Source organism: Kribbella sp. CA-245084 (genome assembly GCF_050942355.1).
In the GTDB taxonomy this organism is placed as follows: domain Bacteria; phylum Actinomycetota; class Actinomycetes; order Propionibacteriales; family Kribbellaceae; genus Kribbella.
In genome coordinates this window covers 5,331,372-5,358,080 of sequence record NZ_CP192053.1, presented here as the reverse complement: position 1 = coordinate 5,358,080, position 26,709 = coordinate 5,331,372, and the positions used below count along the sequence as shown (strand labels likewise).

22 protein-coding genes are annotated in these 26,709 nt (G+C 68.2%); 11 read left to right on the top strand and 11 right to left on the bottom strand.

What is annotated here, in order from left to right:
- On the top strand, window positions 1-405 hold the full coding sequence (locus tag ACQPYH_RS25555; protein ID WP_432876131.1) for a (R)-mandelonitrile lyase: 405 nt from the start codon (window positions 1-3) through the stop codon (window positions 403-405).
- Here the strand turns inward: ACQPYH_RS25555 and ACQPYH_RS25550 are convergent.
- The 3 genes from ACQPYH_RS25550 to ACQPYH_RS25540 are packed head-to-tail and all read right to left on the bottom strand — an operon-like array spanning window position 396 to window position 6,315.
- On the bottom strand, window positions 396-2,156 hold the full coding sequence (locus ACQPYH_RS25550; protein WP_432894474.1) for an ABC transporter ATP-binding protein: 1,761 nt from the start codon (window positions 2,154-2,156) through the stop codon (window positions 396-398). The two genes, ACQPYH_RS25555 and ACQPYH_RS25550, sit on opposite strands and share 10 nt — an antisense overlap.
- A 17-nt stretch (window positions 2,157-2,173) precedes the next feature.
- Window positions 2,174-4,027 carry an ATP-binding cassette domain-containing protein gene (locus ACQPYH_RS25545; RefSeq protein ID WP_432876129.1) on the bottom strand — a complete coding sequence of 618 codons (1,854 nt, stop codon included), beginning with the start codon at window positions 4,025-4,027 and terminating at the stop codon, window positions 2,174-2,176.
- Window positions 4,024-6,315: a HelD family protein gene (locus ACQPYH_RS25540; RefSeq protein ID WP_432876127.1), complete on the bottom strand. Its 2,292-nt coding sequence runs from the start codon at window positions 6,313-6,315 to the stop codon at window positions 4,024-4,026. The genes ACQPYH_RS25545 and ACQPYH_RS25540 overlap by 4 nt, the downstream gene beginning before the upstream one ends.
- Before the next feature lie 205 nt (window positions 6,316-6,520).
- Between ACQPYH_RS25540 and ACQPYH_RS25535 the strand changes: the two genes are divergently transcribed.
- Genes ACQPYH_RS25535 through ACQPYH_RS25525 form a run of 3 tightly spaced genes read left to right on the top strand, consistent with a single transcriptional unit; the run spans window position 6,521 to window position 9,127 of the window.
- The gene (locus tag ACQPYH_RS25535) at window positions 6,521-7,903 is read left to right on the top strand and encodes a ferredoxin reductase family protein (RefSeq protein ID WP_432876125.1); all 1,383 of its coding nucleotides are present in this window, start codon (window positions 6,521-6,523) and stop codon (window positions 7,901-7,903) included.
- Between the two features lie 4 nt (window positions 7,904-7,907).
- On the top strand, window positions 7,908-8,357 hold the full coding sequence (locus ACQPYH_RS25530) for an FMN-binding protein (RefSeq protein ID WP_432876124.1): 450 nt from the start codon (window positions 7,908-7,910) through the stop codon (window positions 8,355-8,357).
- Window positions 8,354-9,127, top strand: coding sequence for an FAD:protein FMN transferase (locus tag ACQPYH_RS25525; RefSeq protein ID WP_432876122.1), 774 nt, complete (start codon window positions 8,354-8,356; stop codon window positions 9,125-9,127). The genes ACQPYH_RS25530 and ACQPYH_RS25525 overlap by 4 nt, the downstream gene beginning before the upstream one ends.
- Here the strand turns inward: ACQPYH_RS25525 and ACQPYH_RS25520 are convergent.
- From ACQPYH_RS25520 to ACQPYH_RS25510, 3 genes are read right to left on the bottom strand one after another with little or no spacing between them, the layout of a single operon-like run.
- Window positions 9,124-10,011, bottom strand: a complete 888-nt coding sequence (locus ACQPYH_RS25520) for a carbohydrate ABC transporter permease (protein ID WP_432876120.1) — start codon at window positions 10,009-10,011, stop codon at window positions 9,124-9,126. The two genes, ACQPYH_RS25525 and ACQPYH_RS25520, sit on opposite strands and share 4 nt — an antisense overlap.
- Window position 10,012: 1 nt before the next feature.
- Window positions 10,013-10,954 carry a carbohydrate ABC transporter permease gene (locus tag ACQPYH_RS25515; RefSeq protein WP_432876118.1) on the bottom strand — a complete coding sequence of 314 codons (942 nt, stop codon included), beginning with the start codon at window positions 10,952-10,954 and terminating at the stop codon, window positions 10,013-10,015.
- Window positions 10,951-12,300: an extracellular solute-binding protein gene (locus ACQPYH_RS25510; RefSeq protein ID WP_432876116.1), complete on the bottom strand. Its 1,350-nt coding sequence runs from the start codon at window positions 12,298-12,300 to the stop codon at window positions 10,951-10,953. Before ACQPYH_RS25510 ends, ACQPYH_RS25515 begins: the two co-directional genes overlap by 4 nt.
- A 268-nt stretch (window positions 12,301-12,568) precedes the next feature.
- On the opposite strand from ACQPYH_RS25510, the gene ACQPYH_RS25505 reads away from it, so the two are divergent.
- A complete protein-coding gene (locus tag ACQPYH_RS25505; RefSeq protein WP_432876114.1) occupies window positions 12,569-14,929 on the top strand; it encodes a glycoside hydrolase family 3 N-terminal domain-containing protein in 2,361 nt (786 codons plus the stop codon).
- A 4-nt stretch (window positions 14,930-14,933) separates the two neighbouring features.
- Window positions 14,934-16,013 (top strand): LacI family DNA-binding transcriptional regulator, encoded by a 1,080-nt coding sequence (locus tag ACQPYH_RS25500; protein WP_432876112.1) that lies wholly within the window; start codon window positions 14,934-14,936, stop codon window positions 16,011-16,013.
- Here the strand turns inward: ACQPYH_RS25500 and ACQPYH_RS25495 are convergent, their stop codons facing one another.
- Genes ACQPYH_RS25495 through ACQPYH_RS25485 form a run of 3 tightly spaced genes read right to left on the bottom strand, consistent with a single transcriptional unit; the run spans window position 16,014 to window position 18,668 of the window.
- Complete coding sequence (locus tag ACQPYH_RS25495) at window positions 16,014-16,670, bottom strand: hypothetical protein (RefSeq protein ID WP_432876110.1); 657 nt, start codon at window positions 16,668-16,670, stop codon at window positions 16,014-16,016.
- On the bottom strand, window positions 16,667-17,482 hold the full coding sequence (locus tag ACQPYH_RS25490) for an ABC transporter ATP-binding protein (protein WP_432876108.1): 816 nt from the start codon (window positions 17,480-17,482) through the stop codon (window positions 16,667-16,669). Before ACQPYH_RS25490 ends, ACQPYH_RS25495 begins: the two co-directional genes overlap by 4 nt.
- Window positions 17,421-18,668, bottom strand: coding sequence for an MFS transporter (locus ACQPYH_RS25485; protein ID WP_432876106.1), 1,248 nt, complete (start codon window positions 18,666-18,668; stop codon window positions 17,421-17,423). Before ACQPYH_RS25485 ends, ACQPYH_RS25490 begins: the two co-directional genes overlap by 62 nt.
- Window positions 18,669-18,727: 59 nt before the next feature.
- Between ACQPYH_RS25485 and ACQPYH_RS25480 the strand changes: the two genes are divergently transcribed.
- Window positions 18,728-19,684: an ArsR/SmtB family transcription factor gene (locus tag ACQPYH_RS25480; RefSeq protein ID WP_432876104.1), complete on the top strand. Its 957-nt coding sequence runs from the start codon at window positions 18,728-18,730 to the stop codon at window positions 19,682-19,684.
- Between the two features lie 43 nt (window positions 19,685-19,727).
- Here the strand turns inward: ACQPYH_RS25480 and ACQPYH_RS25475 are convergent, their stop codons facing one another.
- The gene (locus ACQPYH_RS25475) at window positions 19,728-22,130 is read right to left on the bottom strand and encodes a beta-glucosidase family protein (protein ID WP_432876102.1); all 2,403 of its coding nucleotides are present in this window, start codon (window positions 22,128-22,130) and stop codon (window positions 19,728-19,730) included.
- Between the two features lie 46 nt (window positions 22,131-22,176).
- Here ACQPYH_RS25475 and ACQPYH_RS25470 point away from each other — a divergent pair, with 46 nt between their 5' ends.
- From ACQPYH_RS25470 to ACQPYH_RS25455, 4 genes are all read left to right on the top strand, one after another.
- Window positions 22,177-22,764, top strand: coding sequence for a TetR/AcrR family transcriptional regulator (locus ACQPYH_RS25470; protein WP_432876100.1), 588 nt, complete (start codon window positions 22,177-22,179; stop codon window positions 22,762-22,764).
- A gap of 351 nt (window positions 22,765-23,115) precedes the next feature.
- The gene (locus ACQPYH_RS25465; protein ID WP_432876099.1) at window positions 23,116-23,733 is read left to right on the top strand and encodes a CPBP family intramembrane glutamic endopeptidase; all 618 of its coding nucleotides are present in this window, start codon (window positions 23,116-23,118) and stop codon (window positions 23,731-23,733) included.
- Window positions 23,734-23,795: 62 nt separating this feature from the next.
- Window positions 23,796-24,104, top strand: a complete 309-nt coding sequence (locus ACQPYH_RS25460; protein ID WP_432876097.1) for a hypothetical protein — start codon at window positions 23,796-23,798, stop codon at window positions 24,102-24,104.
- Window positions 24,105-24,157: 53 nt separating this feature from the next.
- Window positions 24,158-24,682, top strand: a complete 525-nt coding sequence (locus tag ACQPYH_RS25455) for a GNAT family N-acetyltransferase (RefSeq protein ID WP_432876095.1) — start codon at window positions 24,158-24,160, stop codon at window positions 24,680-24,682.
- A 29-nt stretch (window positions 24,683-24,711) separates the two neighbouring features.
- On the opposite strand, the gene ACQPYH_RS25450 is transcribed toward ACQPYH_RS25455, so the two are convergent.
- On the bottom strand, window positions 24,712-26,676 hold the full coding sequence (locus tag ACQPYH_RS25450; RefSeq protein ID WP_432876093.1) for a hypothetical protein: 1,965 nt from the start codon (window positions 26,674-26,676) through the stop codon (window positions 24,712-24,714).
- Window positions 26,677-26,709: the final 33 nt, after the last annotated feature.

Below are 26,709 nucleotides of genomic sequence, written 5' to 3'. Positions count from 1 at the left end.
GTGCAGATCCTCCCCAAACCCGCCACCGCCAAAGGACCGGCCGAGTGGTTCACCGGCGACGTCTGGTTCGACGTGATCATCCGCGGCGAGGCACCCTCCCGCGTCCGCGTCAACACCGTCCGCTTCGCCCCCGGCGCCCACACCGCCTGGCACCGCCACGCCGCCGGCCAAACCCTCCACGTCACCGAAGGCCTGGGCCTCATCCAGTCCCGCGGCGGCCAGGTCACCCTCATCCGCCCCGGCGACGTCATCTACACCCCACCCGGCGAATGGCACTGGCACGGCGCCTGCCCCACCACCTTCATGACCCACACCGCAATCTGGGAAGCCACCCCCACCAACGACCCCGAAACCGAATGGGCCAACCACGTCACCGAAGCGGAGTACGTCGTACCTCAGCGGTAGGCGCGTGCTTGGAGTTCGTACAGCGTGGCGTAGTGGCCCTTGGAGGCGATCAGTTCGGCGTGTGAACCGACCTCGATGACGCGCCCCTCGTCGAGTACGACGACGAGGTCGGCCGCAGCCGCCGTGGAGAACCGATGCGTCACGAGCAGCGTCACTCCGCCGTGTCGCCCTGCCTCGCGGCCGGCCGCGGCGTACCGCTCGAACAATGAGTGTTCCGTCGTCGCGTCGAGGGCAGCTGTCGGTTCGTCGAGGACGAGCAGGAGCGGGGACAGACGCATCATGCCGCGGGCAATCGCCAGTCGTTGCCATTGGCCACCGGACAGGTCGACCCCGCCGGCCCAGGTGGTGCCGAGCTGGGTCGTGAGCCCGTCCGGCAGCGCGGTCACAACGTCGTCGGCGGCACCGTCATGGAGAGCTTGACGAACGCGTTCCGAGTCGTCCAGTACGTCGACGTCTCCGAGACCGACGGATCGCTGCGCAGTGAATTCGAAGTTGGTGTGGTCCTGGAACGCAGCGGACATCCGGGATCGCCAGGCGGTCAGGTCGATCTCGTCCAGGTCCCGGCCGTCGACGAGGATGCAGCCGTACGTCGGCCGATAGAGTCCGGCGAGCAGCTTCACCAACGTCGACTTGCCGGCACCGTTCTCGCCGACGATCGCCACGACCGAGCCGGCCGGCAGGTCCAGGCTGACGGCGGTCAACGAGTTCCGTCCGGAGTCTCCGTAGCGATGGCTCAGTCGTTCGATCCGGATCCCGTCGTACAGGCGGTCTGGTGGTTGTTTGCGGCCCGCGTGCGCGGCGTCCACCTCATCGGCATGATCGCGGAGCCAGACGAACCGGGCGCAATTCCGCCCGGCCTTGGTGATGCCGCCGATTGCACTGACGAACGACGAACTCACGTTCTGCAGTGCTTGCAGTACGGCGACCGCCACGACGAGGGACTGGACCGAGACCGTTCCGGCGATCACGTCGTGAGTTATCCACAGCAGCAGGATCACGGCGGTCGCGAAGAAGAGACCCGAGTTCGTCAGCGCGAGAGCAGCGTTGCGGTCGGCGGAGCGGACGGCCGGTCGTCGCCAACTGATGGCAGCGAGTCCGATGCGTTCGCGCAGCTCGCCCTGGCGGCTGAACACCCGGGTTTCGGCGCCACCGGACGGCGAGATGGCGAGATCGATCAGGTGCCGGGTCAAACGGCCGGGTGCGGCGCTGTCCTCCTCGGCGGCCTTCTCCCACTGCATCGACCAGTTCGCGGTGATCAGCCGTACGGCGCCGACAGCGATCAGGATCAGCAGTCGCGGATCCGCGGTGACGGCGACGAGGAGCACGCTGATGCCGTACGCCGCAGTGTTCGCCGTGTTGAGCAAGGTGTTGAGTGCTCCGCCCAGCGTGTTCTCGTTCTCGCGCAGGATCTGCAGTTTGTCCAGGTAGCGAGCGCTCTCCAGATGGTCGAGGGTCGGAATCCGAGCGGTGAGGTCGGCGATCCGCGCATCGAACGTGTGGCCGACGACCTCCATCTGCCGAACGCGCGCATTGACTCCGACGGCCTGCAGCGCCGTGTTCGCAGCGGTCGAACCGACCAGCGCCACGGCAGCGAACAGCATCCGGCCGAGATCCCGTTCGAGCGCGCCGGCGGCGAAGATTCCGACGAACAAGGGAGCCAGCGCCGCGAGCACCTTGCCGAGCATCTCGAACAGACACAGCGCCGATTGCCACGGGCTCACCTGGAAGGACGTAGCGAGCACCAGCCCCATCCCACGCCATGCCGGCCTCATCGGATCGTTGCCTCGTCGTCCTGAGTGAATCGTCGGGCCTGCAGCGCGAACAGGTCGGCGTACCGGCCGCCAAGACGCATCAACTCGTCGTGGCTACCGTCCTCGACGACGCCGTGTTCGTCCTCGGCCGGATCGGCCAGTACGACGATCCGGTCGGCCTGCCGAACGCTCGACAGCCGGTGGCTGACCAGGATCGTGGTCACGCCTCGAGTAACTTCGAGGAACCGTTCGAACAGCGCGGACTCGGCACGCACATCCAGTGCGGCAGTCGGTTCGTCCAGCACCAACACGCCGGCACCACGGGCCACTGCGGCTAGTGCGCGCGCCAGAGCCACCCGCTGCCACTCACCACCTGACAGGTCCGTGCCGCCGTCGTACTCAGCGGACAGCACTGTCTCCCAGCTCAGACGTTCCGTCAGCGCCAGCCCGCCTGCGTCCGTCAGGGCCTGTCGCAGTACGGCGTGATCGCCGCTCGAGGCACCGAGTACGACGTTGTCGCGCAGCGGAAGGTGGTAGCGGACGAAGTCCTGGAAGATCACCGCCACGCGGCAGCGGGCGGCATCATCGACTGCAGGATCCGCTCCGTCCACTCGAACGGCCCCTTGATCGGGTGCGTACAGGCCGCAGAGGAGCTTGATCAATGTCGACTTCCCCGCGCCGTTGACGCCGACTATCGCGATCGATTGGCCGGCGGGAATGTGCAGTTCCAGGTTGTTCACCGCACGCGTCTGGCGGCTCGGGTAGCCGAAACTCACTCCGTCGAGACGAACCTCCGCCGCACCTGTTGCCGCGGTCGAGTTGTCGGAACCTGCCGGCGCGGCAGGCTTGATCGCCGGGAGGCCGAGCTCCTGGCGAACGCCGGCCAGTGCACGAAGCAAGGAGGTACTCCGAGCGAGCGCCGTACCGGCATCACCGAGGACACCGAAGTTCTGCAGACGCAGGATTGCCTGCGCCATCGTGATCGCCCCGGCTAGCGAGACCGTTCCGGCTGCGACGTCGATCCCGATCAATGCGAAGGAGCAGCCGACCGTCAGAGCCATCGCGAGACATGCGAGCAGGACCGGCCCGAGGCCGCCGCGTCGGGCACGCCAGAGCGGCGTCATCGCTTCCAACCAGGTGGCGCGGTACGCGTCGGCCAGCCAATCGGTCAGACCGAACAACCGAACCTCTTTCGAGGACTCGGTCCTGGTCAGGAGGCTGCGGAGGTAGCTCGCCCGGCGGCGATCGTCTCCGGTCGTCTCCAGCAACTTGTCGAAGGCGAGGCTGATCCAGCTCATGAAGACGTGCGAGACCAGCAGGAACGAGGCTGCGACCACCAGCGGGACCCACCAGCGCCACGACAGCAGTACGGCGATCGCCCCCAGACCGGCGAGCCGGGGACCAATGATCGACCACGTGGCACCGGCGCCGGCGACGAACGACCAGTCCCGGGTGGCATCCACCACCGCCCGGATCCGGGCGGACGACCCTGGTGTGTCCAGATGCCCGATCCCGCGCGGATGCACTCCGACCTCGGTCACCAGCCCGAGGACATAGACCAGGTACGCCGACGAGCACCTGGCCGTGACTGTGGACAGCGACGATTGGAGGACCGGCCCGATGAGCAGTAGCACCGCCAGCATGAGGAACCAACGCCAGGTGCGCGCGGCGGCCTCGGATCCGGCACCGGCCTGGACAGACGCAGGAACGGACCCGATGAACTGCCCAATGCCGACCATCATCAGCGTGCGGACGGCCGCCTCCAGCACCGTCAACGCCAATGCCAACGTCGACCAGCCAGGCGACGCACGCCAGAGCACGCGTGTGTGCTCCAGGTAGCGGGACAGTCCATCGAGTACGCGGCCGATCATGAGGTCCGCGTGAGGACCTCTGGGAGGTCTCCGAGGATGGTGAGGTGTTTGGTGGGGCGGGTGGTGGCTACGTAGAGGTCGGAGAGGCCTTGGGGAGAGTCGGTGACGATTGTGGCGGGGTCGGCGATGACGACGGCGTCGAACTCGAGGCCTTTGGATTGGGCTACGTCGAGGAGGGCTACCTGGGCGTCGAGGACTGAGGGGTCGTGGGTGTGGGCGACGTCCGGTAGGGCGGCGGCGAAGGTGGCGTAGCGGGAGGTTGGGACGATGATTGCTACGTGGCCGTCGGCGATTGAGGCTTGGGCGGACTTGATTGCGGCTCGGAGAGCTGGTTCGTCGGCGGGGGTGTTGAGGATGGTGGGCTTGGTGCCGGTTTTGCGGACTGAGGTTGGTGGGGTGAGGGTTGGGTCGATGGTGGTGAGGATGTCGGCGGCGACCGTCATGATCTCGGCGGGCGTGCGGTAGTTGACTGTTAGTTCGGCGGTGCGCCAGCGGCGTGGGGCGTAGCGGTCGAGGAGGTCGGACCAGGAGCGGACGCCGGCGGCCGAGCCGGTTTGGGCGATGTCGCCGACCAAGGTCATCGAGCGGCGGGGGCAGCGGCGCATGAGCATCCGCCAGTCCATCGCGGACAGTTCTTGCGCCTCGTCGACGATGACGTGGCCGAAGACCCAGGTGCGGTCGGAGGCTGCGCGTTCGGCCAGGGTGAAGGGGTTGTCGATCAGTCGTGTGCGTTGGGCGACGAGGTCCTTGAACTGCTCGATCTCCCAGGGCATGATCTCGATCCGCTCGGCGGTCAGCTCGATGTCGATCACGCCGTGCGCGTACTCGCGGTCGGCTTCGACCGCGGCGGCTTCCTCGGCCGCCTGACGGTTGCGTCCGGCAACGACCCTGCTGGTTTCGCCGAGGAGCTCGGCCGCCTCGTCGAGCAATGCGACATCGGACTGCGTCCAGTCCGCCGTCACAGGACGCAGTACGGCGGCTCGCTCGTCGTCGGTGAGCTGTGGTGCGGCGGCGGCCAACCGGTCCGCCGAGGAGAACAGCACGGAGACGAGGAGCTGCGGTGTGAGCTCCGGCCAGAGACGGTCGAGCAGTTCCAGGACGCGGTCGTCCTCGGACAGCTCCTTCTCGATGTCCTCGATGTCGACAGCTCCGACGTACTGGCGTCCGATCCGGTCGACGATCTGATTCGTCAGCGTCTTCAGGATCCGTCGGACGAAGAGCGGGCGTGCCCGGTTGTGCTGCTCCCGGGCCGTCAGCGCGCTCTGCTGGGCCTTGCGGATCGCGCTCGGCCGCAGTACCAGCTCGTGCTGGTCGACCTTCAGCTTGATCGGCGCCGCCGGTACGACGCGGAACCGGCTGATCGCCTCCGCGAGTACGTCGGCCATCGCGAGGTCGCCCTTGATCCGCGCCGCCTCGGCCGACTCCGACGCGGTCGCCGAGACGCCGGGGTACAGCTCGCTGATCGTCGCGAGCACGACATCGGTCTCACCGAGCGACGGCAGCACCTGGTCGATGTACCGCAGGAACGTGCTGTTCGGCCCGACGACGAGTACGCCGCTGCGCCCGAGCTGCTCACGATGCGTGTAGAGCAGGTACGCCGCTCGGTGCAGCGCGACCACGGTCTTGCCCGTACCAGGACCGCCTTGTACGACGAGGACGCCGGGCAGGCTCGCCCGGATGATCCGGTCCTGTTCGGACTGGATCGTGGCGACGATCTCGTTCATCCGGCCGGTGCGGCTCGCGGTCAGCGACGAGAGCAGCGCGGCCTCGCCGATCAGCGTGCTGCGTTCGCCGTCACCCAACGCCTCGAGATCGAGCAGGTCGTCGTCCACGCCGACGACGTTCCGGCCGTGCAACCGGATGTGCCGGCGCCGTTTGACGCCGAGCGGCTCGGCGGCGGTGGCGCTGTAGAACACCTGCGCGACCGGCGTCCGCCAGTCGACCAGGATCGGTTCGTAGTCGTCGTCGAACAATCCGATCCGGCCGATGTGGAACTGTTCGCCGGCGGTCTCGTCGATCCGCCCGAAACACAATCCGCGTTCAACCGACGACAACTGTGAGAATCGCCCGGAAAACAGATCCGTGAACGATTCTCGTTCGGTGTAGGACTGTTCGGTGCCGGTGGTTTCCTCGAGTTGTACCCGGTCGAGCTCGCTCTTGGCTCGTTCCCGCAGGATGTCCAGCCGGTCGTACATCCGGTCCACTTCTCCTTGTTCTGCGGTGATCTCGTCCGCGAGTAGCTGATCCGTCACGCTGCCCCCAAAGCTCTTGCGAAACCCCGATCGCATCTGCTAATCTGTAAACAGATGCCCGAGAGGGCGTCTTTTTTATTGCCCGTACAAATACTCAACAATAGCCATTTCCTCGGCTGCGGGCAACAGCGAACGGCATTCCTGAAACGACCGCTTCACAGCCGGCTCCCAGGTAAGCCGAAGGCCGCGCTCAGCCGGCGACTCGACACTGAGGTGGATCCGCCACCCTCGAGGAGTCGCCATGACCGAGTCGCCCGCCGCCGTGCTGCCTGGCCGGCGGGCCAACGTCGACAGCACGGTGCGGACCGTCGCGTTCGTGACGCTGTGGTTGAGCCTGCTGCTGGTCACCTATTGGTGGGTGGCCGGCGGCGGTGTCCAGGAGTTGGCCGGCTGGGCGACCGGCCTCACGTCACTCGGTCGGCTCACCGGCCTGCTCGCCGCCGCGTTGCTCCTGGCCCAGGTCATCTTGATGGCCCGCGTCCCGGTGCTCGAGGCGGCGTACGGGCAGGATCGGCTGGCGCGGATCCACCGCCTGACCGGGTTCACGTCGTTCAACCTGATGCTCGTGCACCTGGTCCTGATCACCTGGGGCTACGCGGCGGGGGAGCTGGGGAAGACGCCCGCGATGCTGTGGGACCTCACGGTCGACTACCCAGGGATGCTGCTCGCCGTCGCCGGTACGGCGGGCCTGTGCCTGAGCGTGCTGACGAGCGTCAAGGCGGCGCGGCGACGGCTCCGGTACGAGTCGTGGCATCTGCTGCACCTGTACGCCTACCTCGGCGTCGGACTCGCGCTCCCGCACCAGCTGTGGACCGGCCAGGAGTTCCTGTCGTCGACCAGCCGGACCGTGTTCTGGTGGACCGCCTGGGCAGTGGCCGCCGCAGCGATCCTGGTCTTCCGGATCGCTGCGGCGATCTGGCGCAACGCGCGACACCGGCTACGGGTCACGGCCGTCGTACCCGAGGGCGATCGAGTCGTCTCCGTGTACGTCGCCGGGCGGCACCTGGATCAGCTCCGGACCGAGGCGGGGCAGTTCTTCTCCTGGCGATTCCTCGGCCGGCCGGGCTGGACGCGCGCCAACCCGTACTCGCTGTCTGCCGCTCCGGACGGCCGGCACCTGCGGATCACCGTCCAGGAAGCAGGTGACGGCAGCGCGGCGCTTCGCGGCGTACGGCCAGGTACGCGGGTTCTGGTCGAGGGACCGTTCGGCCGGTTGAGCGCGCGAGCCCGCACCGAGCGGCGGATCGCGCTGATCGGGGCAGGGGTCGGCATCACTCCGTTGCGTGCCCTGGCCGAGGGACTCGACTACGCGCCAGGAGACGCCGTGCTCATCCAGCGCTACACCGAGCACCAGCTGTTCCGGAACGAACTGCAGGCGCTTCATCACCAGCGCGGCCTGTCCCTGCTGACCTTGCCCGGGCATCGGCGCAGCCCCGACTCGTGGTTCGGCCCGGTGCCCGGCGAGCTCGACGACCTGCAAGCCCTTCGCTACTGGATTCCGGACATCGCCGACCGCGACGTCTACCTGTGCGGACCCGACGCGTGGACCCAGCTGGTCACGCAAACCCTCGACGCCGCCGGCCTCCCGGCCGAACGGCTCCACCTCGAAACCTTCAAGTGGTGACTCCGTGAAACGCATCGTGCTCTGGTTCCTCGGTACGGCGTCGGCCGTCATCCTCATGTTCGGCTACCACACGTCGACCTCCGGCCCGCAGGCGACGACACCCGTCCCCGCGGGCACCTTCACGCCGCCACCCACCACCTCGCCGTCGGCGTCGGCGTCGGCGCAGCCGTCCGTGGCGGGGTCGTCAACGGCGACGGGTGACGTGGCGCAGACGCAGTGGGGACCGGTGCAGGTCCAGCTGACCGTGCAGAGCGGCAAGATCACGGCCGTCAGCGTTCCGCAGTACCCGAACGGGAATCACCGCGATGCCGAGATCAACGAGTACGCGCTGCCGATCCTGATCAACGAAACCGTCCAGGCCCAGAGTGCCCAGATCGACATGGTCAGCGGGGCGACCGTGACCAGCGACGGCTACATCCGTTCCCTGCAAAGCGCTTTGGATCACGTGAAATGACAACCCGGTACGTCGAACACGTGATGGGCATGCCGATCAGCCTCGCGCTGCGCGGCCGCCACGCCGATGACGAGGCGGCAACCCAGGCATGGGCGAGCGCCCTCGAATCTCTCCGCTCAGCCGACCGGATCTTCAGTACCTACCGCGAGGACTCGTACGTCTCCCGTGTGAACCGCGGCGAGGTGACCGTGACGGACTGCCCGCCCGAGGTCGCCGAGGTCCTCGCCCTCGGCGAGCAGGCGCGACTCGAGTCCGGCGGCGCGTTCGACGTACGTCGCTCTGGCGGTCTGGATCCGAGTGGTGTCGTGAAGGGCTGGGCCGTCGAACGGGCTGCGTACGCGCTCAACGGATTGCCGGGCACGGACTACTGCCTTGCCGCCGGGGGAGACATGATCTGTCGTGTCGCCGGACCGAACGCGCCGGCCTGGCGGATCGGGATCGAGGACCCGCACGACCCGGACAAGCTGGTTGCCGTCGTGCCGATCCGCAACGGCGCGATCGCCACCTCTGGCCTGCACCGTCGCGGTGAGCACATCACCGATGCCCGCACCGGCACCACGCCGACAGCGCTCGCGTCGGTGACCGTCGTACACCGGTCGCTCACGCAGGCCGATATCGACGCGACAGCAGCGTTCGCGCTCGGACCTGACGCGCTCACCTGGCTGCAGTCACGACCAGGTCGGACCGGCCTGGTCGTCCTCGCGGACGGCACGCGTCAGGTCTTCGGCGCCGCGGCCTCGAAGGCCGCGGCGCACCGGCAGTGGATCTAGCGGCTGAAGCCCGCGGTCAGGCCGGAGAGCAGTTGCCGGCGGCTGACGGCGTACAGGATGACGATCGGCAGGGTGGTGAGGACGACCGAGGCGAGGACCGCCGGGACGTTCACGCTGTACTGGCCCTGGAACGTCCACAGCGCCAACGGAAGCGTGCGCTTGTCGGGGCTCTGCGTCAGGATCAGCGGTAGGAGGAATCCGTTCCAGACGGCGAGACCGTTGTAGATGCTCACGGTCACGAGCGCCGGCCGGGTCAGCGGGAACGCGAGCGTGCGGAGCATGCCCCACTCGGTCGCGCCGTCCACCCGCATCGACTCGAACAGTTCCTTCGGTACGTCGCGGATGAAGTTCGACAGCACCAGCACCGACAGCGGGATCGAGAACGCGACGGATGGCAGGATCAGCGCGAGCAGGCTGTCGTACAGGTGCATCTTGATGATCAGCAGGTAGACCGGGATGATCGTCGCCTGCAGCGGGATCGCCAGCCCCATCAGGAACAGGCCGTTGACCCCGGCAAGGAACTTGCTGCCGGCGCCGCGGATGATGGCGTACGCCGCCATGAACGAGATCCCGACCGCCGGGATGATCGTGCCCAGGGTGACGATCACGCTGTTGATGAAGTACCGCGGGAAGTCGGACTCGATGACCAGTTTGTAGTTCTCCGACGTCGGCGCGGACGGCAGGGCGAACGGGTTCTGGCTGAAGTAGTCGCTCTGGTCCTTGAAGCTGGTGACGACGATCCAGTACAGCGGGATCACCACGATCGCCAGCCAGATCCAGCCGGCCAGTCCGCCGAACCAGTTCAGCTGGAGCAGCTTGTGCGCGCGCACCGGTCCGCCGCGTGCACGGCGGGTCGTCGTACTCGAGGTGGTTGCGATCGCCATCTCAGGCACCTTCCTGCTGGCTGGCCGTTGCACTGCCGCCGAGCCGCCGGAGCAGGAGCGCGAGCGCCAGGCCGAGCAGCACGATGATCGACGCGATCACACTGGCGGGACCCATCTGGTTGGACATGAAGCCGCGCTTGTACATGTCCAGGGCGAGGACCCGGGTCGCATCGCCGGGACCGCCCGCGGTCAGCACGAAGATCAGGTCGAAGAAGGTCAGCGAACCGACCACCATCAGGGTCGACGACGTGATGATCGTGTACTTCAGTTGCGGCACCGTGATGCTGAAGAACTGCCGGATCCGGCCGGCGCCGTCGATCGAGGCCGCCTCGTACATCGTGGTCGGGATCTGCCGTACGCCGCCTTGGTAGATCAGCGAGTGGAACGGGATGAACTGCCAGGACACGATGAAGACCACCACGCCGATCGCGAGGTTGCTCTTGCCGAGCCAGTCCTGGGTGAGGAAGTCGATGTGCAGACCCGCGCCGAGGCCGAAGTTCGGATCGAGCAGGGCCTTGTAGGTGATCGCGATCGCTGCCGAGCTGAGCAGCAACGGGATGAAGTACAGCACGGCCAGGAACGCGCGGTACCGCTGGCGGCCGGCCAGGAACGTCCCGAGCAGCAGGCTCATCGGGGTCTGCACCGCCCAGGACAGGATCATGATCTCGAAGGTCACGAGGACGCTGTGCCACGTCTGCGGATCGGACAGCACCGAGCGCCAGTTCGCGAACCCGTTCGCGTGGATCGGGCCGAGGCCGTCCCACTGGGTGAAGCTCAGCGCGACAACGCCGATCAGTGGGACGACCCCGAACACGACGAACAGCAACAGCGCGGGCAGCACCATCCAGGTGACCGGACCGCTCCGCCCGACCCGGGACCCCCCGGCGCCGGACGAGACATTGCGGCCGGTCGCCGGGGCGACGGGCGGAGCGGCTACAGTCACTGGCCGATCACCGCGTTCATGTTGTCGGCGAACTGCTGCGGAGAGATGGACAGCTGGAAGAGCTTGGCGATGTTGTCGAGGAGGGTCTCGGCCTGCGTCGGGCTGAGGGCCTGGTCCCAGGACTGGGCGAAGTTTTTCGCGTTCGCCGCCGTGTCGTAGACGAAGTTCAGCCACTCGGAGTCGTTCTTGTCCGTGATCGACGAGAGCTTGTCCTTGGAGCTCTTGGCGACCGCGATGTTGCCCGACTTCACCCACGCGTCGACCGAGGTGTCGTCGAGGGTGTTGTTCTGCAGGAACTTCTTCGCGTTGTCCTTGTCGGCCTGGCTGGCCTTGGACGAGATCGAGAGGTACTGACCGGGGTTGCCGACGGTGTCGCTCGGGTCGCCCTTGCCGCCCTCGTACGGCGGGAAGTTCATGTAGCCGAGGTGTCCGCCGGTGACGAAGTCCTTGCCGGACGACTTCATGTTGCCGTACGTCCAGGCACCGTGCAGCATCATCGCTGCCTTGCCGGTGTAGAGCAGGGCCTGGTCGGCGTTGGAGTCGGCGGTGATCGAGGAGAAGCCCTTGATGAAGCCGTTCGCCTTGATCAGGTTCTGCATCTCCTCGAGCGCCTTGAGCGCGGACGGGTCGGACCAGCCGTCCTTCTTGCCTTCGTAGATGTTCTGGAAGACCTCGCTGCCGCCGATCCGGTCGAACAGGAACTCCAGCCACATCATGTTGGTCCAGCGCGACTGCCCGCCGAGCGAGAACGGCGCGATCTTCGCGTCGTTGAACTTCGGCACCAGCGCCATGATGTCCTGCCACGACTTCGGCGGCTCGGCGCCGATTTTCTCGAAGGAGCGCTTGTCGTAGAACAGCACGATCGGCGTGACGGTCTCGACCGGCATCGCGTAGATCTTGCCGCCGACGGAGGCCGCGCCGAACGCGGACGGGAAGATCGAGTTCTTCAGGTCGGCGTTGTCGCCGAACCAGCCGGTCAGGTCCTCCACCTGGTTGGCGTCGACGTACGACTTCAGGCCGCCGCCGCCCCAGCCCCAGATCAGCGTCGGGCCCTGCCCGGCACCGATCGCGGTCTTGATCTTCGCCTTGAAGGCGTCGTTCTGGAACTCGGTGGTCTTCATCTTGCTGCCCGAGTTCGCGTCGTTGAACCGCTTGACCTGCGCCTCCCGGATCGCCTGCTGCGGCTGACCGGTGAGGAACCAGTAGGTCGTGCCGGTGCCGGCCGCAGCTGCTCCGGTGGTGGAACCGGGCGTGCTACTCGGGCCGGAGCTGCCGCAAGCGGCAAGGCCGGCCGCCAAAGCGCCGCCACCGACGAAACCTAGGAAGGTACGCCGGGATGTCGTCATGGGATCCACTGTGATCTCCGTACTCCGTGCTGCCCCCACAGGTTGCGGAAGGCACCTGCCGATGTGACTTGTTTTCGAAACATAGATTTCGGAGATAGTGCTGTCAAGACTTGAACAAAGTCGACTTTGGGGTCACAGTGAGGTCACGCAATCGCCTGCTGAGCAGGCGATTCACAGATCAGGGGCGGATCGCCAGGTGCGACAGGGGAGCTTCGAAAACTTTTCGATAATTGCTCACCGAAAAGAACGATCATCAAGGGAGATTTTCTTGTCCATCTCGACTGACCGGCCCTGGCGCGACCCGGCGCTCCCAGCCGCCGAGCGGGTCGGACTGCTGTTGCAGGCGATGACGCTGGAGGAGAAGGTCGCCCAGCTGGGCAGTCGCTGGGCCGGCAACGACATGGCCGACAGCGAGCTGCCCGAGGACGAGACGATCAATGTCGCGCCGATGGAGGACGTCTTCTCGGCCGGCGGTTCGCAGTCGCTGGAGGACGCGAGCCGCGACGGCCTCGGTCACCTCACCCGGGTCTGGGGCAGCTACCCGCTGTCGGTCGAGCAGGGCATCGCCGAGGTGATCCGGCAGCACGAGGTGGTGCTGAAGAACTCACGACTCGGCATCCCCGCACTGGTCCACGAGGAGTGCCTCACCGGCTTCACGACGTACGGCGCGACCGTCTACCCGGCGTCGATCGCCTGGGGTGCGACGTTCGACCCGTCGCTGGTCGAGCGGATGGCAGCCGCGATCGGCCGGGACATGGCAGCTGTCGGCGTACATCAGGGATTGTCGCCGGTGCTCGACGTCGTCCGCGATTATCGCTGGGGTCGCGTCGAGGAGACGATGGGCGAAGACCCTTACCTGGTAGGGATCCTGGGCTCGGCGTACGTGCGTGGTCTGCAGAGCGCGGGCGTGCTCGCGACGCTGAAACATTTCGCCGGGTACTCCGCCTCGCGCGCCGGCCGGAACCACGGTCCGGTGTCGATGGGCAAGCGGGAGCTGCTCGACATCATCCTGCCGACGTTCGAGACCGCGATCGCGACGGCCGGCGCCGGGTCGGTGATGAGCTCGTACTCCGACCTCGACGGACTGCCCGCGAGTGCGGACCCGTGGCTGTTCACCGATGTACTGCGTGGTGAGTGGGGCTTCGAGGGGACCGTCGTCTCGGACTACTGGGCAGTGCCGTTCCTGGCGTCGATGCATCGGGTCGCGGCAGACAATGCGGACGCCGGTGCGCTGGCCTTGACGGCTGGGACCGATGTCGAGTTGCCGGACACGATCGGGTTCGCCGGGCTGGTGGACAAGGTGAAGTCGGGCGAGGTGTCCGAGGAACTCGTCGACCGGGCGGCGCGGAGGTTGCTGCTGCAGAAGGTCGAGCTCGGCCTGCTCGACGAGGACTGGACGCCGGAGGGTTCGGTGCGGGCGTCCGTCGAGCTCGACTCGGTGGAGAACCGTGCGATTGCCGCCGAGCTGGCGGAGAAGTCTGTGGTGTTGCTGGACGCGGGAACGGCTCTTCCGCTGACCAACCTTGCCAAGGTTGCCGTCGTCGGGCCGGTGGCGCATGACCCGCGCACCTTGATGGGCTGTTATGCGTTCCCGAACCACGTGCTCCCGCGGTACCCGGAGCGGGGGATGGGGATCGAGATCGCGACGCCGCTTGATGCCTTGCGCAACGAGTTGGCCGGCGTGGACGTCTCGTATTCAAAGGGTTGTGAGGTCATCGGGGACGATCGCTCCGGGTTCGACGAGGCTGTTGCGACGGCTCAGGAATCCGATGCGGTGGTCGCCTTCGTGGGTGATCTGTCCGGTCTGTTCGGACACGGGACGTCCGGTGAAGGGTGTGACGCTGAGGACTTGCGGCTGCCCGGCGTACAAGGCGACCTGCTCGACGCGTTGCTCGACATCGGGAAGCCGGTTGTCGTGGTGGTGATTTCGGGTCGGCCCTATGCGTTGGGTTTGTTCGCGGATCGGGCTGCAGGGCTGGTGCAGGCGTTCATCCCGGGGCAGCAGGGCGCGGCGGCGATCGCTGGTGTGCTGAGTGGGCGGATCGTGCCCAGCGGGAAGTTGCCGGTGCAGATTCCGCGGCACATCGGCGGGCAGCCCGGTACGTACCTGCAGCCGGCGCTCGGCAGTGTGGAGAGTGCCGGCATCAGCGGGCTCGAGGTGCGCCCGTTGTACCCGTTCGGCTACGGGGCGTCGTACACGAGCTTCGAGGTCGGCGATCTGCGGCTCAGCACGCCGGAGATCGCCAGTGACGGCGAGTTCACCGCGACGGTGCGGGTGCGGAACACCGGCGACCGCGCAGGTGACGAGGTTGTGCAGTTGTACCTGCGGGACGTTGTCGCCCGGGTCGCGCGGCCGTTGAAGCTGCTGACCGGGTTCGCCCGGGTGTCGCTAGAGCCGGGGCGGGCGGTCGACGTCACGTTCCAGGTGCACGCCGACCGCACGGCGTACACGGGCCCGGATTTGAGACGGATCGTCGAGCCCGGGGAGTTCGAAGTGATGATGGGCACGTCGTCACTTGACCTGCCGTGTCGCGCTTCGGTGCGGATCACCGGGGATGTGAGGGTGGTAGGACACGACCGGGTCCTGACGACGCCGGTGACCATCGCAAAGGATCCAGGAGGAGGGTGACGAGATGACTCGATTGAAGGGTCGCGTCACCCTGGCGACGGTGGCCGGGTCTGCCGGTGTCTCGGTCGCCACGGTCTCCAAGGTGCTGAACGGGCGCAGCGACGTCTCGCCGGTCACCCGCGCGCGGGTCCAGGAGATCCTCCAGAAGCACGGGTACGTCGGTCGCCGGCCGGACCCGGTCCACCGGGACACGATCGAGCTGTTCTACCAGGGCGTGGTCAACGCCTACTCGGTCGAGGTGATCCAGGGCGTCGTCGAGGCCGGTCAGGCGGCCGGGGTCGACATCGTGCTGAACTCCCGCCCGAAACATCCGCCGGCCGCCGGGACCAACGGGAACACTCGGATCACGGCCGCGAGCACAGGCCGGGCGGCGCGCTGGATCCGGCAGCTGATCGCCAGCGGCCGCCGGGCCGCGATCGGCCTCACCAGCGAGTTGTCCGATGCTGATCTGGCCGCGCTGGCCCGGGCGCGCGTGCCGTTGGTGGTCATCGATCCTGCGAACACGCCGGAGCCCGACGTGACCAGCGTCGGCTCGACCAACTTCGCCGGCGGGATGGCCGCGGCGCAGCACCTGCTGTCGCTCGGGCACCGACGGATCGCGTACGTCGGCGGCCAGCCGACCTCCGGGTGCAACCGGGCCCGGATGAGCGGCTTCCGCAGCGCGATGGACGCGGTCGGCGCGACCGTGCCACCGGAGTACGTCTGGCTGAGCGACTTCCTGTACGACGACGGCGTCGCCGGCGGCTCCTCGGTGCTGGACCTGCGGGACCGGCCGACCGCGATCTTCGCCGGGAGCGACGAGGTCGCGCTCGGGATCCTGGAGGCAGCGCGGGCGCGCGGTCTGCGGGTGCCCGAGGACCTCAGCCTGGTCGGCTTCGACGACACAGAGGTAGCCCGGCTCGCGTCGCCGCCGCTCACCACGGTGCGGCAGCCGCTGCGCGAGATGGGCGCGGTCGCGCTCCGTACGGCGCTGCAGCTGGCGGCCGGCGAGCAGGTCGCCTCGCACCACGTCGAGCTGGCGACGACCCTGATCGTCCGCGGCTCGGCCGCGCCGCTCGAGTTGTCGTCCGTCGCGGCCTCCTGATCATTCCTTCCGGTCCGCCAGGGCCTTGGTCACGAACACCGCGGCGACCAGTAACACCACGGACAGCGCAGCGAGGAGCGTGAGCGGTACGGCGTTGGCGCTTGCCGTCTTGTCGTTCGACAGCACGGTCATGATCGGGCGGATCGGGGAGATCCAGCGCAGCAGCAGTACGGCGAGAATCGCTGCGGCCGCGGTCAGCATCGCGATCCCGATCCGCCGGATCACCAGTCGCGAGCACAACAACCCGATCGCCGCGCCGATCAGCGCCGCGCCGAGTTGTGCGGCCGCACCGACCGCGAGCGTGCCCGCGGTGACGACGTGCTTCCCCGTGACGATCGGGTAGACCAACCCGATGATCAGCAGCGGCACGCACCACGTCACGACGACCGCGACCGTCGTCGCGAGGACTCGCAGCGAGCTCCCCATCGTCACGACGGTGATCTGCCGCTGCGTCGGGTCCTCGTGATTGACGATGCTCACGGTCAACCACGTCGTACAGACCAGCATCGCGAGCACGCAGAACGCGTACGACGACTGCAGTGGGCCGTTGTCCGACGTCGTACCGACAGCCATCGCGGCAAGGAAGATCAGTGTCGGCGGGAGGTAGCGCTGGGAGAGCAGGACGCTCGAGAGCAGGTAGCGGTAGAGGGCAGTCACTCGGACCTCACCTGGCGAACCGTCGTGACCGACCAGCCGTGTTGCAGGGCCGTCAGCAGCGTCGCGTCGTGGCGACCGGTCGGCACCATCACCGTGACGCCTGCCTCGTGCGGTCGTACTTCGACCACGTCCGGGTACCGCGACCAATCGATCTCGGCGCCCGGAACCATCGAGATCTCGGTCAAACTTGTCTGATGGGTGAAGGCTGTCAGCCGGCCGTGCTCGATCTCGCAGACCCGGGTCGCCGTCGAACGGACCACCTGGGCGGAGTGCTCGGTGAAGGCGACGGCGGCGCCTTGGGCGGCGGTCTCGGTGAGGAGCTCGCGCAACGTGGTGTGCGCGGTCGCGTCGAGACCGGCCCACGGCTCATCGAGGACGAGGAGCTCAGGTTGTCTGAGGAGTGCCTGTGCGAGCGCGACCTTCTGCGCGTTGCCCTTCGACAGCTTCCGCATCGGCGTGTCCGCACCGCCCGAGAGTGCGAGCCGGTCCAGTAGCTCGTGAGCGCGCGCGTGCGCCGTACGCGTGCTGAGTCCGCGGATCCGTCCCATGTGCCTCAGGTACGCCGACGCGGAGAGCCGATCGTGCGACGCGAAGACATCTGGGACGTAGCTGACGACGGTGGCGTTGCGCTGCACCGATCCGCCCGACGGCCGGGACAGGCCGACCATCAACTTGAGGACGGTGGACTTGCCGGAGCCGTTGGCGCCGACCAGTGCGAGCAGTTCGCCCGCGTTCACCTGCAGGTCGACGTCAGCCAGGATCTCCCGCCGCCCGTACCGTTTCGAGACTTTCCGCAGCCGGACCACTTCCATGCCGTGAGCCTAGCGATCCGGCGGGCCGCATCACCCGGGACAGCGGGCGGGAGAGGATCGCCGAGACGATCAGGGAGGCGGCTGCGAAGGCCGTCATCGCCGGGGCGGCCGAGGTCAGGTCGGCCAGAGCACCGGCCAGAATCGCGACCACGCCGAACGTCGTACCGCGCAGTGCGGACTCCAGCCCGAGCACCTGGCCGCGCAGCTCCGCCGGAGTGAGGTCGACGAGAACTTCCTGCTGGGCAAGGGATGCCGAGTAGCCGAAACTCCCGACGGCGACGAGCACGCAGAGCACTGCGATCGGCAACTGGAACGCGAAGCCCAGGAACGGTACGGCGAGCACGAACCGGAGCCACCGTGCCGCGACGCGGCGGCCGTTGCGGTTGAGGAAGCGGCCGACGGTGAGATCGCCGCTCATCATCCCGGCGGCTCCCGCGGCGAGCAGCCAGCCCGCGCGGGATCCGGCGTACGGGACGAAGAGGGCCTCGCAGCCGACGATCAGGCCGTTGGGAAGAGTCAGCGCGAGTAGGAGCGGACGGGTGCGCTTCTGGGCGAGGAGCGTGCGGTTGCCGCGCCAGGTCTCGGCGAGACCGGTCCGCGCGACGCGCCGTGGCGGACGATCCTGCAGCCCGAACCGGACGACCGGTACGGCGAGGGTGGCGAAGCCGGTCGCGATCCAGAGGACGGTGGACGGGCTGACAGCCTGCAGCAGGATGCCCGCGATGCCAAAGCCGGCGATCTGCATGGCGCCGACCGACAGGTTCATCGCGGACCGGCCGAGGATGAACTGGTCGTCGTGCACCACTTCACCGAGCAGCCCGTACCGGACGCCTGCGCCGATCGACAGGCCGTAGGCGAGGGTGAGCGACAGCACGAGACGCAGGCCGGGGGAGAGGTCGAGGGCGGCTTGGATGCCGACCGCAACGGCCGAACCGGCCGCGAGCAGCGTGAGGATCCGGCGGGGCCGGGCGGTGTCCGCAGCCGACATCAGCGTGGAGACGCCGAGCACCTGGGCGAGCGACGGACCGAACATGATCGTCGCCGCGAGCAGCGCGGATCCGGTCGTGGCGTCGACCACGATCGCCAGCGTCAGGCTGGTCATCGTCGAGGACGCGTTGCCCAACGCGCTGCCGATCCACAGGTTGCGGAACTCGCGGTTGGCGAAGATCTGCGTATACGTGCTCATGTCATGGAGGATCGACCGCGGTCCGCCGACCGCCTACAGTTTCGGATGGAGGCGAAACGTTGTCCGAATTCCTGGTCGATGCCGACACCCTGGTGAACGCCCGGTTCGGTACGTCGCAGCTCACCGAGACGGTGTCGGCGCTGAAGCTACTGCGGGCGCCGGTGGAGCCTTGGTACCGGCCGTGGAAGGACGCGCACACCGCCGCCTACCAGGCTGCGCTGGCGGCGAACCCGGTCTGGGCGGCGATCGTCGACAACGCCTTCGGGACCAGTTGGGCGGCCGACTTCTTCACCGTCCCGCCCCTCGAGCCGGACCTTGCCCTGGACACGGAGCTCGAGTACTTGACCTCGTTGGACGATGAGCGGATCCGCGCGGATCTGAGCGTCGTACGCACGCCGTTGCCGTCGATCCTGCTCTCGTCGTCCGGGCTGGCCGCGGAGGCTGCTGAGTTGTTGCGGTGGATCTGGCGCGCGACCATCGAGCCGGAGTGGCCGCGGCGGTTGCGGGTGTTGCAGGCCGACATCGTGTCGCGGACGTCGCGGCTCAGCGAGCAGGGCTGGTCGGGAGTGCTCCGCGGGTTGGGGCCGGACGTACGGTGGCTCGGCGAAGGGCGGATCCAGGTCAACCGCTGGGACTATCCGCCGACCGATGTTCGCGGACGGGACCTGATGTTCATCGCGGCACACACGCAGCGGGTGAACGTGAGTTGGCGGCTGCCGGATCGCTTCGCGCTGGCTTACCCGGTCACCGGCATCTTCGCGACGACGGCGACGCCGGACGAGCCGTTGGTGCAGCTGCTCGGGCGCAACCGTGCGCGCATCCTGGTCGAGGCTGCGTCACCCGTGAGTACGACGCTGCTGGTCGCGACGACCGGTTTGTCGTTGGCGACGATCTCCGACCATCTCCGGGTGCTGACCGACAGCGGGTTGCTGGAACGCCGCCGGTCCGGGCGGTCGGTCTTGTACTGGCAGTCCGACACCGGCCGTCGCGTGGTCGGACGGCCGGTGTCGGGCTGAAGGCGTCCGTCGAACGAACGCCGGGGCTCGCCCAGCTGGGCAGCTAGCGCAGGATCTCCAGTTCGGCCGTGAGTGCGAGATCCGACACGGACGAGCCGGCTCGGAGGGTGAAGGTGCCCGGCTCGGTGGTCCAGCCGTCCTGCCAGTGTTCGAAGGTGTGGTCGTGCAGGCCGACCGTGATCTCGCGCGCCTGACCGGCGTCGAGGCGTACGACGGCGAAGCCGGCCAGCCAGCGCACCGGCCGGTCGACCGTGCTGTCGGCGCGTTCGGCGTACACCTGGACGACGTGCTTGCCGGCGCGGCCGCCGGTGTTGCGGACGGTCAGCGCGACCGACGTCGGGTCGTTGGCGCGGAGGTCGGACAGCTCCCAGGCGGTGTACCCCAGGCCGTGGCCGAACTCGTACGCCGGCTCGGTGCCCGCCTTGAGCCAAGCGCGGTAGCCGATGTGGATGCCCTCGTCGTACCGCACGACGCCGTCCTTCGGGGTGACGTCGATGACCGGTACGTCGGCCTCCTCGCGCGGCCAAGTGGTCGGGAGGCGGCCGCCCGGTTCGGTCCGGCCGAGGAGTACGTCGGCGAGGGCGTCGCCGTACTGCTGGCCACCGAAGTACGTCGCCAGCACGGCGGCGACGTCGTCCCGCCAGGGGAGGAGGACGGGGGAGCCGGCGTTGACCACGACGACCGTGCGCGGGTTGGCGGCCGCGACCGCGCGGACGAGGTCGTCCTGGCGGCCGGGCAGGGCGAGCGACGTACGGTCGTAGCCTTCGGACTCGACCTTCGAATTGGTGCCCACGACAACCAGTGCGACGTCCGCAGCGCGGGCTGCTGCGACGGCCTCGTCGATCAGGGCCTGCGGGTCGTCGTTGCTCGGCTCGACGCCGACGACGATGCCGAACGCGTTGCTCAGACCGCCTTCCAGCTTGGGCAGCTCGAGCTCGACGCGGATGTCGACCGGCGTACCGGCGGTCACCTCGAGCGGTGTGGAGATCGACGGCGGTGAGAGCAGCGCGGCGCCGAGGTCGGTACCCACCGGAATCGCGGTGTCCTCGCGGAGGAGGTTGCCGTCGGCAAAGATCCGGCCGCGGCCGACCGACGCGAAGCCGAGCTGGATCGCGCCAGATTCGGCCGGTGTCCAGGTGGTGCGGAACTCGAAGACCGTGGACTCGGCGATCGGCGCGTCGCCGCCTAGGTAGACGAGTGCGCTGGAGAAGCGGTCCTCGGCGTACAGTTCGGTGCCGTCGGCGGTCAGGAAGCGTACGCGGGCGCCGCGCTCGCCGGTCTGCGGGTTGGTCATGGTTGCCGGTGGCAACTCGGCGACGCCCTCCTGGACGACGGCGCCGATCGAGTAGGTGACCTCGGCGTTCGGGAGCGCCTCGCGGATTCCGTCGAGCGGGGAGACGACGGCCGACGGGATGACGGTCGCGCTGCCGCCGCCCTGGGTGCGGGCGTCGCGGGCGTTGTGGCCGATGACGGCGACGCGCTGGAGCTCGGCCCACGGCAGTTCGCTCTTGTTCGTGAGCAGGACAGTGCCTTCGGCGGCCGCCGTACGGGCGAAAGCGACGCCGTCGACCTGCGGTACGTCGGCCGGCTTCTCGTAGCCTTCGAGGGCGCCGACGCGGGCGGCCAGGGCGAGGATGCGCAGGACCTTGCGGTCGATCGCGTCCTCCTTGACGTCGCCGGAACGGACGGCCTCGACAAGTGCGTCGCCCCACGCGCCGATCGGGCCGGGCATCGCCAGGTCCTGGGAGTGCTTGGCGGCCTCGATGCTGCGTACTGCGGTCCAGTCGCTGACGACGACGCCGTCGAAGCCCCAGTCGGTGTTGAGCGGGGTCTCGAGCAGGTCGTTCTCGGAGGCGGTCGCGCCGTTGATCGAGTTGTACGCGCTCATCACGAGCCATGCCTTCGACTCGGTCACGGCCTTCTCGAACGCGAGCAGGTAGACCTCGCGGAGCGTGCGCTCGTCGACGACGACGTTCGCGGTGAAGCGGTCGGTCTCGAAGTCGTTCGCCACGTAGTGCTTCGGGGTGGCGCCGACGCCGAGCTCCTGGACGCCGGCGACGTACGCCGCGGCGAGCTCCGCGGTCAGCACCGGGTCCTCGCTGAACGCCTCGAAGTGCCGGCCGCCGAGCGGGGAACGGTGCAGGTTGATCGTCGGGCCGAGCACGACGTCGACGTTCTTCCGGCGGGCCTCGAGGGCCGAGACCACGCCGTACCGATGCGCGATCTCGACGTCCCACGAGGACGAGAGGGCGGTGGCGGACGGGAGGTTGAGCGACGGGTCGCGCTCGTCCCAGACCGGGCCGCGGACGCCGCTCGGGCCGTCGGACAGCACCATCGAGCGGAGGCCGATCGCGGGCAGCGCGTAGGTCGACCAGAAGTCCTGGCCGGTGAGGATCCGGACCTTGTCCTCGAGGGTGAGCCGGCCGAGCAGGTCGTCGAAGTTCATGGCGAAGACTGTACGTGCGAAAACCGAGTGATGCTAGGTTTTGGGTATGGCAACTTCCAGAGGTCCGTATGCGAAGGGTGTCGCGAAGCGGGAGGAGATCCTGCGGGCCGCGCTCGAGGTGATCGCGCGCCACGGCTACCGGAAGACGTCGACGCGTGAACTGGCCGCCGCGGTCGGGCTCAGCGAGGCGGGGTTGCTGCACTACTTCGGCTCCAAGGAGAAGCTCTTCGAGGCCGTACTACGAGCCCGCGACGAGGCAGACCGCTCCCGCTTCGCCGACGTCGCCGACTCGATCGACCTCCTGGCAGCCGCCGTCCGCCACAACGGCTCCGTCCCGGGCCTGGTCGAGCTCTACTCAACCTTCTCCGCCGAGGCCGGCGACCCCGACCACAACTCCCACGACTACTTCGTCGACCGCTACGCCGCGATCCGAGCCTCCCTGGCCGAAGCAATCCGCGCCCGCCAGTCCGCCGGGACGTTCAACCCAGCAGCCAAACCAGAAACTGTCGCCGCCCTGCTGATCGCGCTCTCGGACGGCCTCCAGATCCAATCGCAGTTCGACCTGGACGCCTCCCCGGCAGACCTCTTCACCCACCTCCTCGACCTACTGACTGGCCCCACGCGAGATAGTTGAACCATGACGAGCCCAGCCGAAGACCCCACCACCCCGGCCAAGCTCGCCACCCCCACCCCCACCCCCACCCCGCACCCGCCTCCGGCGCCCGAAGTCGGACAGGCGGGGCCTTCGTCCCCCGCGTCGGCGGATGGGAGTGCGCCGTCGGCGCAGGTGGTTGGAGTCGGCTCGGCTTCCGCGACTGCTGGTGGACTGCCTGCTCCTCCTGCGCCCGTCGGCGTTAGCCGGCGGGTGCTTTCCAAAGAGATCTGGCTTGTGCTCGCCCTGTCTCTCGGGGCTTCTGGGGTGGCGGCGGTTATTTCGTTCGCGGGGGTTTTGACGTCTGGGAAGCCGATCGGTGGGCAGACGGCGGTGATCGTGGGGTCGCGGGCGCCGGGGCGGCCTTGGTTGGATCTGAGTTGGCAGGTGTTCGCGATCGTGACCGCGCTGGTGCCGGTTGCGCTCGTAGGGCACTTTCTCGCGCGGGGTGGCGAGACGCTGCGGACGATCGGGTTCGATCTGCGCGACCGGCTGCGGGATCTCGGGCGCGGTACGGCGATCGCGGCAATCATCGGCGGCGCCGGCCTGCTGTTCTACATCGGTGCACATGCGACCGGCGCCAACCTGACCGTCGACCCGTCGCAGCTGCCGGACTACTGGTGGCGGATCCCGATCCTGATCGCCGTCTCCGCGCAGAACGCAGTACTCGAGGAAGTCATCGTGCTCGGCTACCTCAACCACCGGCTCGACCAACTCGGCTGGTCCGTACGCCGCGCGACCGTGACCAGCTCGCTCGTCCGCGGCTCGTACCACCTGTACCAGGGCCTCGGCGGCTTCGCCGGCAACGTGATCATGGGCGTGATCTTCACCTGGCTGTACCGCCGCTGGGGCAGGGTCATGCCGCTCGTGGTCGCCCACACCCTGATCGACACCGCCGCGCTGATCGGCGCGACGTACCTGCTGGGCAAGGTTTCCTGGCTACCCAGTTGAAAACTTGACAAGTGTAAAGACTGACACGTAACCGATTGGGGCCCTGACGGGTTGAGGTTGTCGTGACAGTCAACGGGGAAATCACCAGTCCGCCCGAAATCGATGCCGGTCTGGCCGCCGCGGCGCTCGCTGTGTTCGCGCACCGGCACGAGGTCGTCCACCTGCTGTACGCCGCCTCCGACGAGCCGGACGCGCTCGCCCGGATCGGCGACCTGCTACGGGTCGACGAGACAACCATCGCGCGCGTCCTGGACCAGCCGCTGCGCTGGATGCTGCCGCAGTTCCGCACCGAACTCGAGACGATCGCCTCCATGCCAGACCCCACGATCACCGCACCCGCGGTGGACCTCGAGCCGGCACCGACCAGCTGACAGTTCCTGCAACCCGGTCGCAGAAGGCACCGCTCCGACGCTAGGTTGGAGCGGTGCAGACGTACGGGCGGGACCTGCTGGAGATCGCGGACGAACTGACGACGGCGTACGTCGAGGTGTTCACCGGGCCGCCGTTCGAGCACCGGGATCCGGAGGCGACCCGGATCTCCTTCCGCAAGCGCCTCGAAGGGGACGTCGAGCGGGACGGTTTCCAGGCGTGGATCGAGCGTACGGGCGACGGGCGGATCGCCGGGTTCGTGACCGGCTGGACGACGCCGGCGCCGTTCCGCACCGACCGGTCGTACGGCAGCGTCCGAGACCGGATCGGCGCTGAGCAGGTCGACGAACTCCTCCTCGGCGCGTTCGAGGTGGACGAGCTCGGCGTACTCGAACACGCCCGCGGCACCGGCCTCGCCCGCCGCCTGCTCGAAACCGCCACCCGTGAGCGCTCCCGCGCCTGGCTCCTCGCCTGGAACCAGAACCACGACGCGATCGCGTTCTACCGCCACCTCGGCTGGCAGGAGCCCGAGCTCCGCGGCCCCGAGACCGACATCCTCGTCTTCACCTCCGGCCCCTGACGCCGCGGTTGGCGAACGCACTGGTCACCTCAGGTTCGGCTGCCTGGTGTGGGGTTGGTCTGGCGGTGGGTCCCGGTGGGGTCGACCTGGAACGTGAAGCCGTGGGGTGTGGTCCATTCCAGCGTCTTGACATCGACGCGGCGGACGTCCCAACCGCGGGCGTGGGTTTTCACCCGGTGGGCGAACCGGCTGAGCGGTGCGAGGTTGCGGGTGCTGGTCTGGCCTGTGGGGCCGTATGGGTCGTAGGGCTGGATGTGGTCGAGGTCGATGCTGCGGTGGGTTTCGCGGGTGCCGTAGGGGAACAACTCGACCGGGTAGGTGAGTCGCACCCGTTCGCGGATCCGGGTCGGGATCTCATACGCGTCGACGCTGACAGCATCGTTGAGGTCGATCACCGGCTTCACTGTGTACGGGCCGTGGCCGACCAGCTCGCTGAGCTGATCGGCGAGCAGCGGCCCGATCCCTTCGGCACGCAGTACTCCGGTGCCGGTAGCCAGGGTGAGGTCGGTCAGGTGCACGAAGACCTCGGTCTGCCCGGGACGCACCCGTCCACCGCCACGCGCGGGGTCGGCGGGGCCGGCAGGGCTGGCGTAGGCAGCGGGGAAGGTGTAGGCGTCGCGTTTGATCTGCGCGAGGCGCGCGTCGAGGGCCCGTTGGGCGGCGGTGTCCATGGGTATGCCGTGGTCGGGTTGGCTGCGTGGACCGGGGATGTATCCCGGTGCTCGGTTGTCGAACGGGTCGCTTGGCGGATCAGGATCGTACGGCCCCTCGCCTTCGGCCAATGGCGGCTCGCGCAACTCGACGGGTTCAGCCATGGGACCGGCGAAGGCATCAGGGAGGGAACTGGCCAGGTCGGCGTCACCGGCATCCGGGCGTTCGTAGGACGGATTCTCGGCGCGCACCGGGTTGGTGCCAAGATCGGGGTCTGCGCAGGTACGTGGTGCGTGGTTCGACCGGCCGGGCAGGCCGAACGCGTCGCCGCCTACGGCCGCCGGCCGCGGGCGGACACCTGTCACCGCGTCTGCGTCTACAGGTCGCGTGGCGACGCCTGTTTGCGGGTCTGCTGCTGCGGGGTGCGGGCCGGCCGCGGCTTCGGAGCTCGCCTTCGCCGAACGCCTGCCAGGGCTTGAGGCTGGGCGCGAGGGTTCTGCGGAGGCGGCGGTGTTGGCCGTCGGCGTCGGAGCCGGTGCCGGTGCCGGGGTGGTGGTTGGGGTGGGGTGGTTGTGGGCTTGGGTGAGGAGTTCTTGGGTGAAGCGGGGGTCGGCGATGATGCCGATCGCGTCCGCGCGGCGGTGTTGGAGGTGGCGGGTGTCGCCGATGGTTTTGAGGGCTTCGGCGATGGCGGTGATGGTGGCGTCGTGGCGGATGACGGCGCCGGCGGGGGCTTTGGCGTAGATGGTTTTGTTGCCGTGGGGGTCGCTGCGGCCGACGAACACGCCCCGCTCGTCGGCTGCTTCGGCGGCCTCGTCGCGGGCCAGTTCGGGGTCGGCGTGTGCCTTGGCGGCACGGATGATCCTGTCCAGCCGGTAGGGCGTAATGCAGTCGATCAGCGACGCGACGCGTTTGTCGACGGCCCGGGCGGCTTGTTCGGACAGTTTCAGGCACAGCGTGGCGAGTTGGCGGGCTTTCCACGGTGTGGCATCACCGGACAGGACACGGGCCCAGGTGAGCGGGAACCGGTGCTGCAGCGCGAGCGCTTCGCCAAGGAAGCCGGCGGCCACTGTCGAGGAGATGCCGAGCATCAGAGCGAATTCGGAGATCGCGAACTCCGCGATCTCCGGGCAGCCGTCACCGCCGAGCACCACCGCGCGCTCGCGTCCGTCGGCGGTCCGGCGACCGGGCCTGACACCACAGACCGACGGGTGGAAGCGGTCGGCGTAGATCTGGGCGTGCTGCAGCAGCCGCGCGTCGGCCTGGTTGGCCATCGCGCGGTGCTCGGCGGCCGACTCGAGCAGGTCGGCCGTCGACAGCATCTCCAGATCTGTGTCGAACATGTGTTCGATTCTACCCTCTCGACGCCTGTCCAC

Coding starts and splice junctions, on each gene's coding strand:
- ACQPYH_RS25545 (WP_432876129.1), bottom strand. CDS start 4,027: ATGATCGGCCGCGTACTCGATGGACTGTCCCGCTACCTGGAGCACACA.
- ACQPYH_RS25510 (WP_432876116.1), bottom strand. CDS start 12,300: ATGACGACATCCCGGCGTACCTTCCTAGGTTTCGTCGGTGGCGGCGCT.
- ACQPYH_RS25490 (WP_432876108.1), bottom strand. CDS start 17,482: ATGGAAGTGGTCCGGCTGCGGAAAGTCTCGAAACGGTACGGGCGGCGG.
- ACQPYH_RS25550 (WP_432894474.1), bottom strand. CDS start 2,156: ATGGGGCTGGTGCTCGCTACGTCCTTCCAGGTGAGCCCGTGGCAATCG.
- ACQPYH_RS25470 (WP_432876100.1), top strand. CDS start 22,177: ATGGCAACTTCCAGAGGTCCGTATGCGAAGGGTGTCGCGAAGCGGGAG.
- ACQPYH_RS25525 (WP_432876122.1), top strand. CDS start 8,354: ATGACAACCCGGTACGTCGAACACGTGATGGGCATGCCGATCAGCCTC.
- ACQPYH_RS25475 (WP_432876102.1), bottom strand. CDS start 22,130: ATGAACTTCGACGACCTGCTCGGCCGGCTCACCCTCGAGGACAAGGTC.
- ACQPYH_RS25535 (WP_432876125.1), top strand. CDS start 6,521: ATGACCGAGTCGCCCGCCGCCGTGCTGCCTGGCCGGCGGGCCAACGTC.
- ACQPYH_RS25520 (WP_432876120.1), bottom strand. CDS start 10,011: ATGGCGATCGCAACCACCTCGAGTACGACGACCCGCCGTGCACGCGGC.
- ACQPYH_RS25485 (WP_432876106.1), bottom strand. CDS start 18,668: ATGAGCACGTATACGCAGATCTTCGCCAACCGCGAGTTCCGCAACCTG.
- ACQPYH_RS25500 (WP_432876112.1), top strand. CDS start 14,934: ATGACTCGATTGAAGGGTCGCGTCACCCTGGCGACGGTGGCCGGGTCT.
- ACQPYH_RS25450 (WP_432876093.1), bottom strand. CDS start 26,676: ATGTTCGACACAGATCTGGAGATGCTGTCGACGGCCGACCTGCTCGAG.
- ACQPYH_RS25540 (WP_432876127.1), bottom strand. CDS start 6,315: ATGCGATCGGGGTTTCGCAAGAGCTTTGGGGGCAGCGTGACGGATCAG.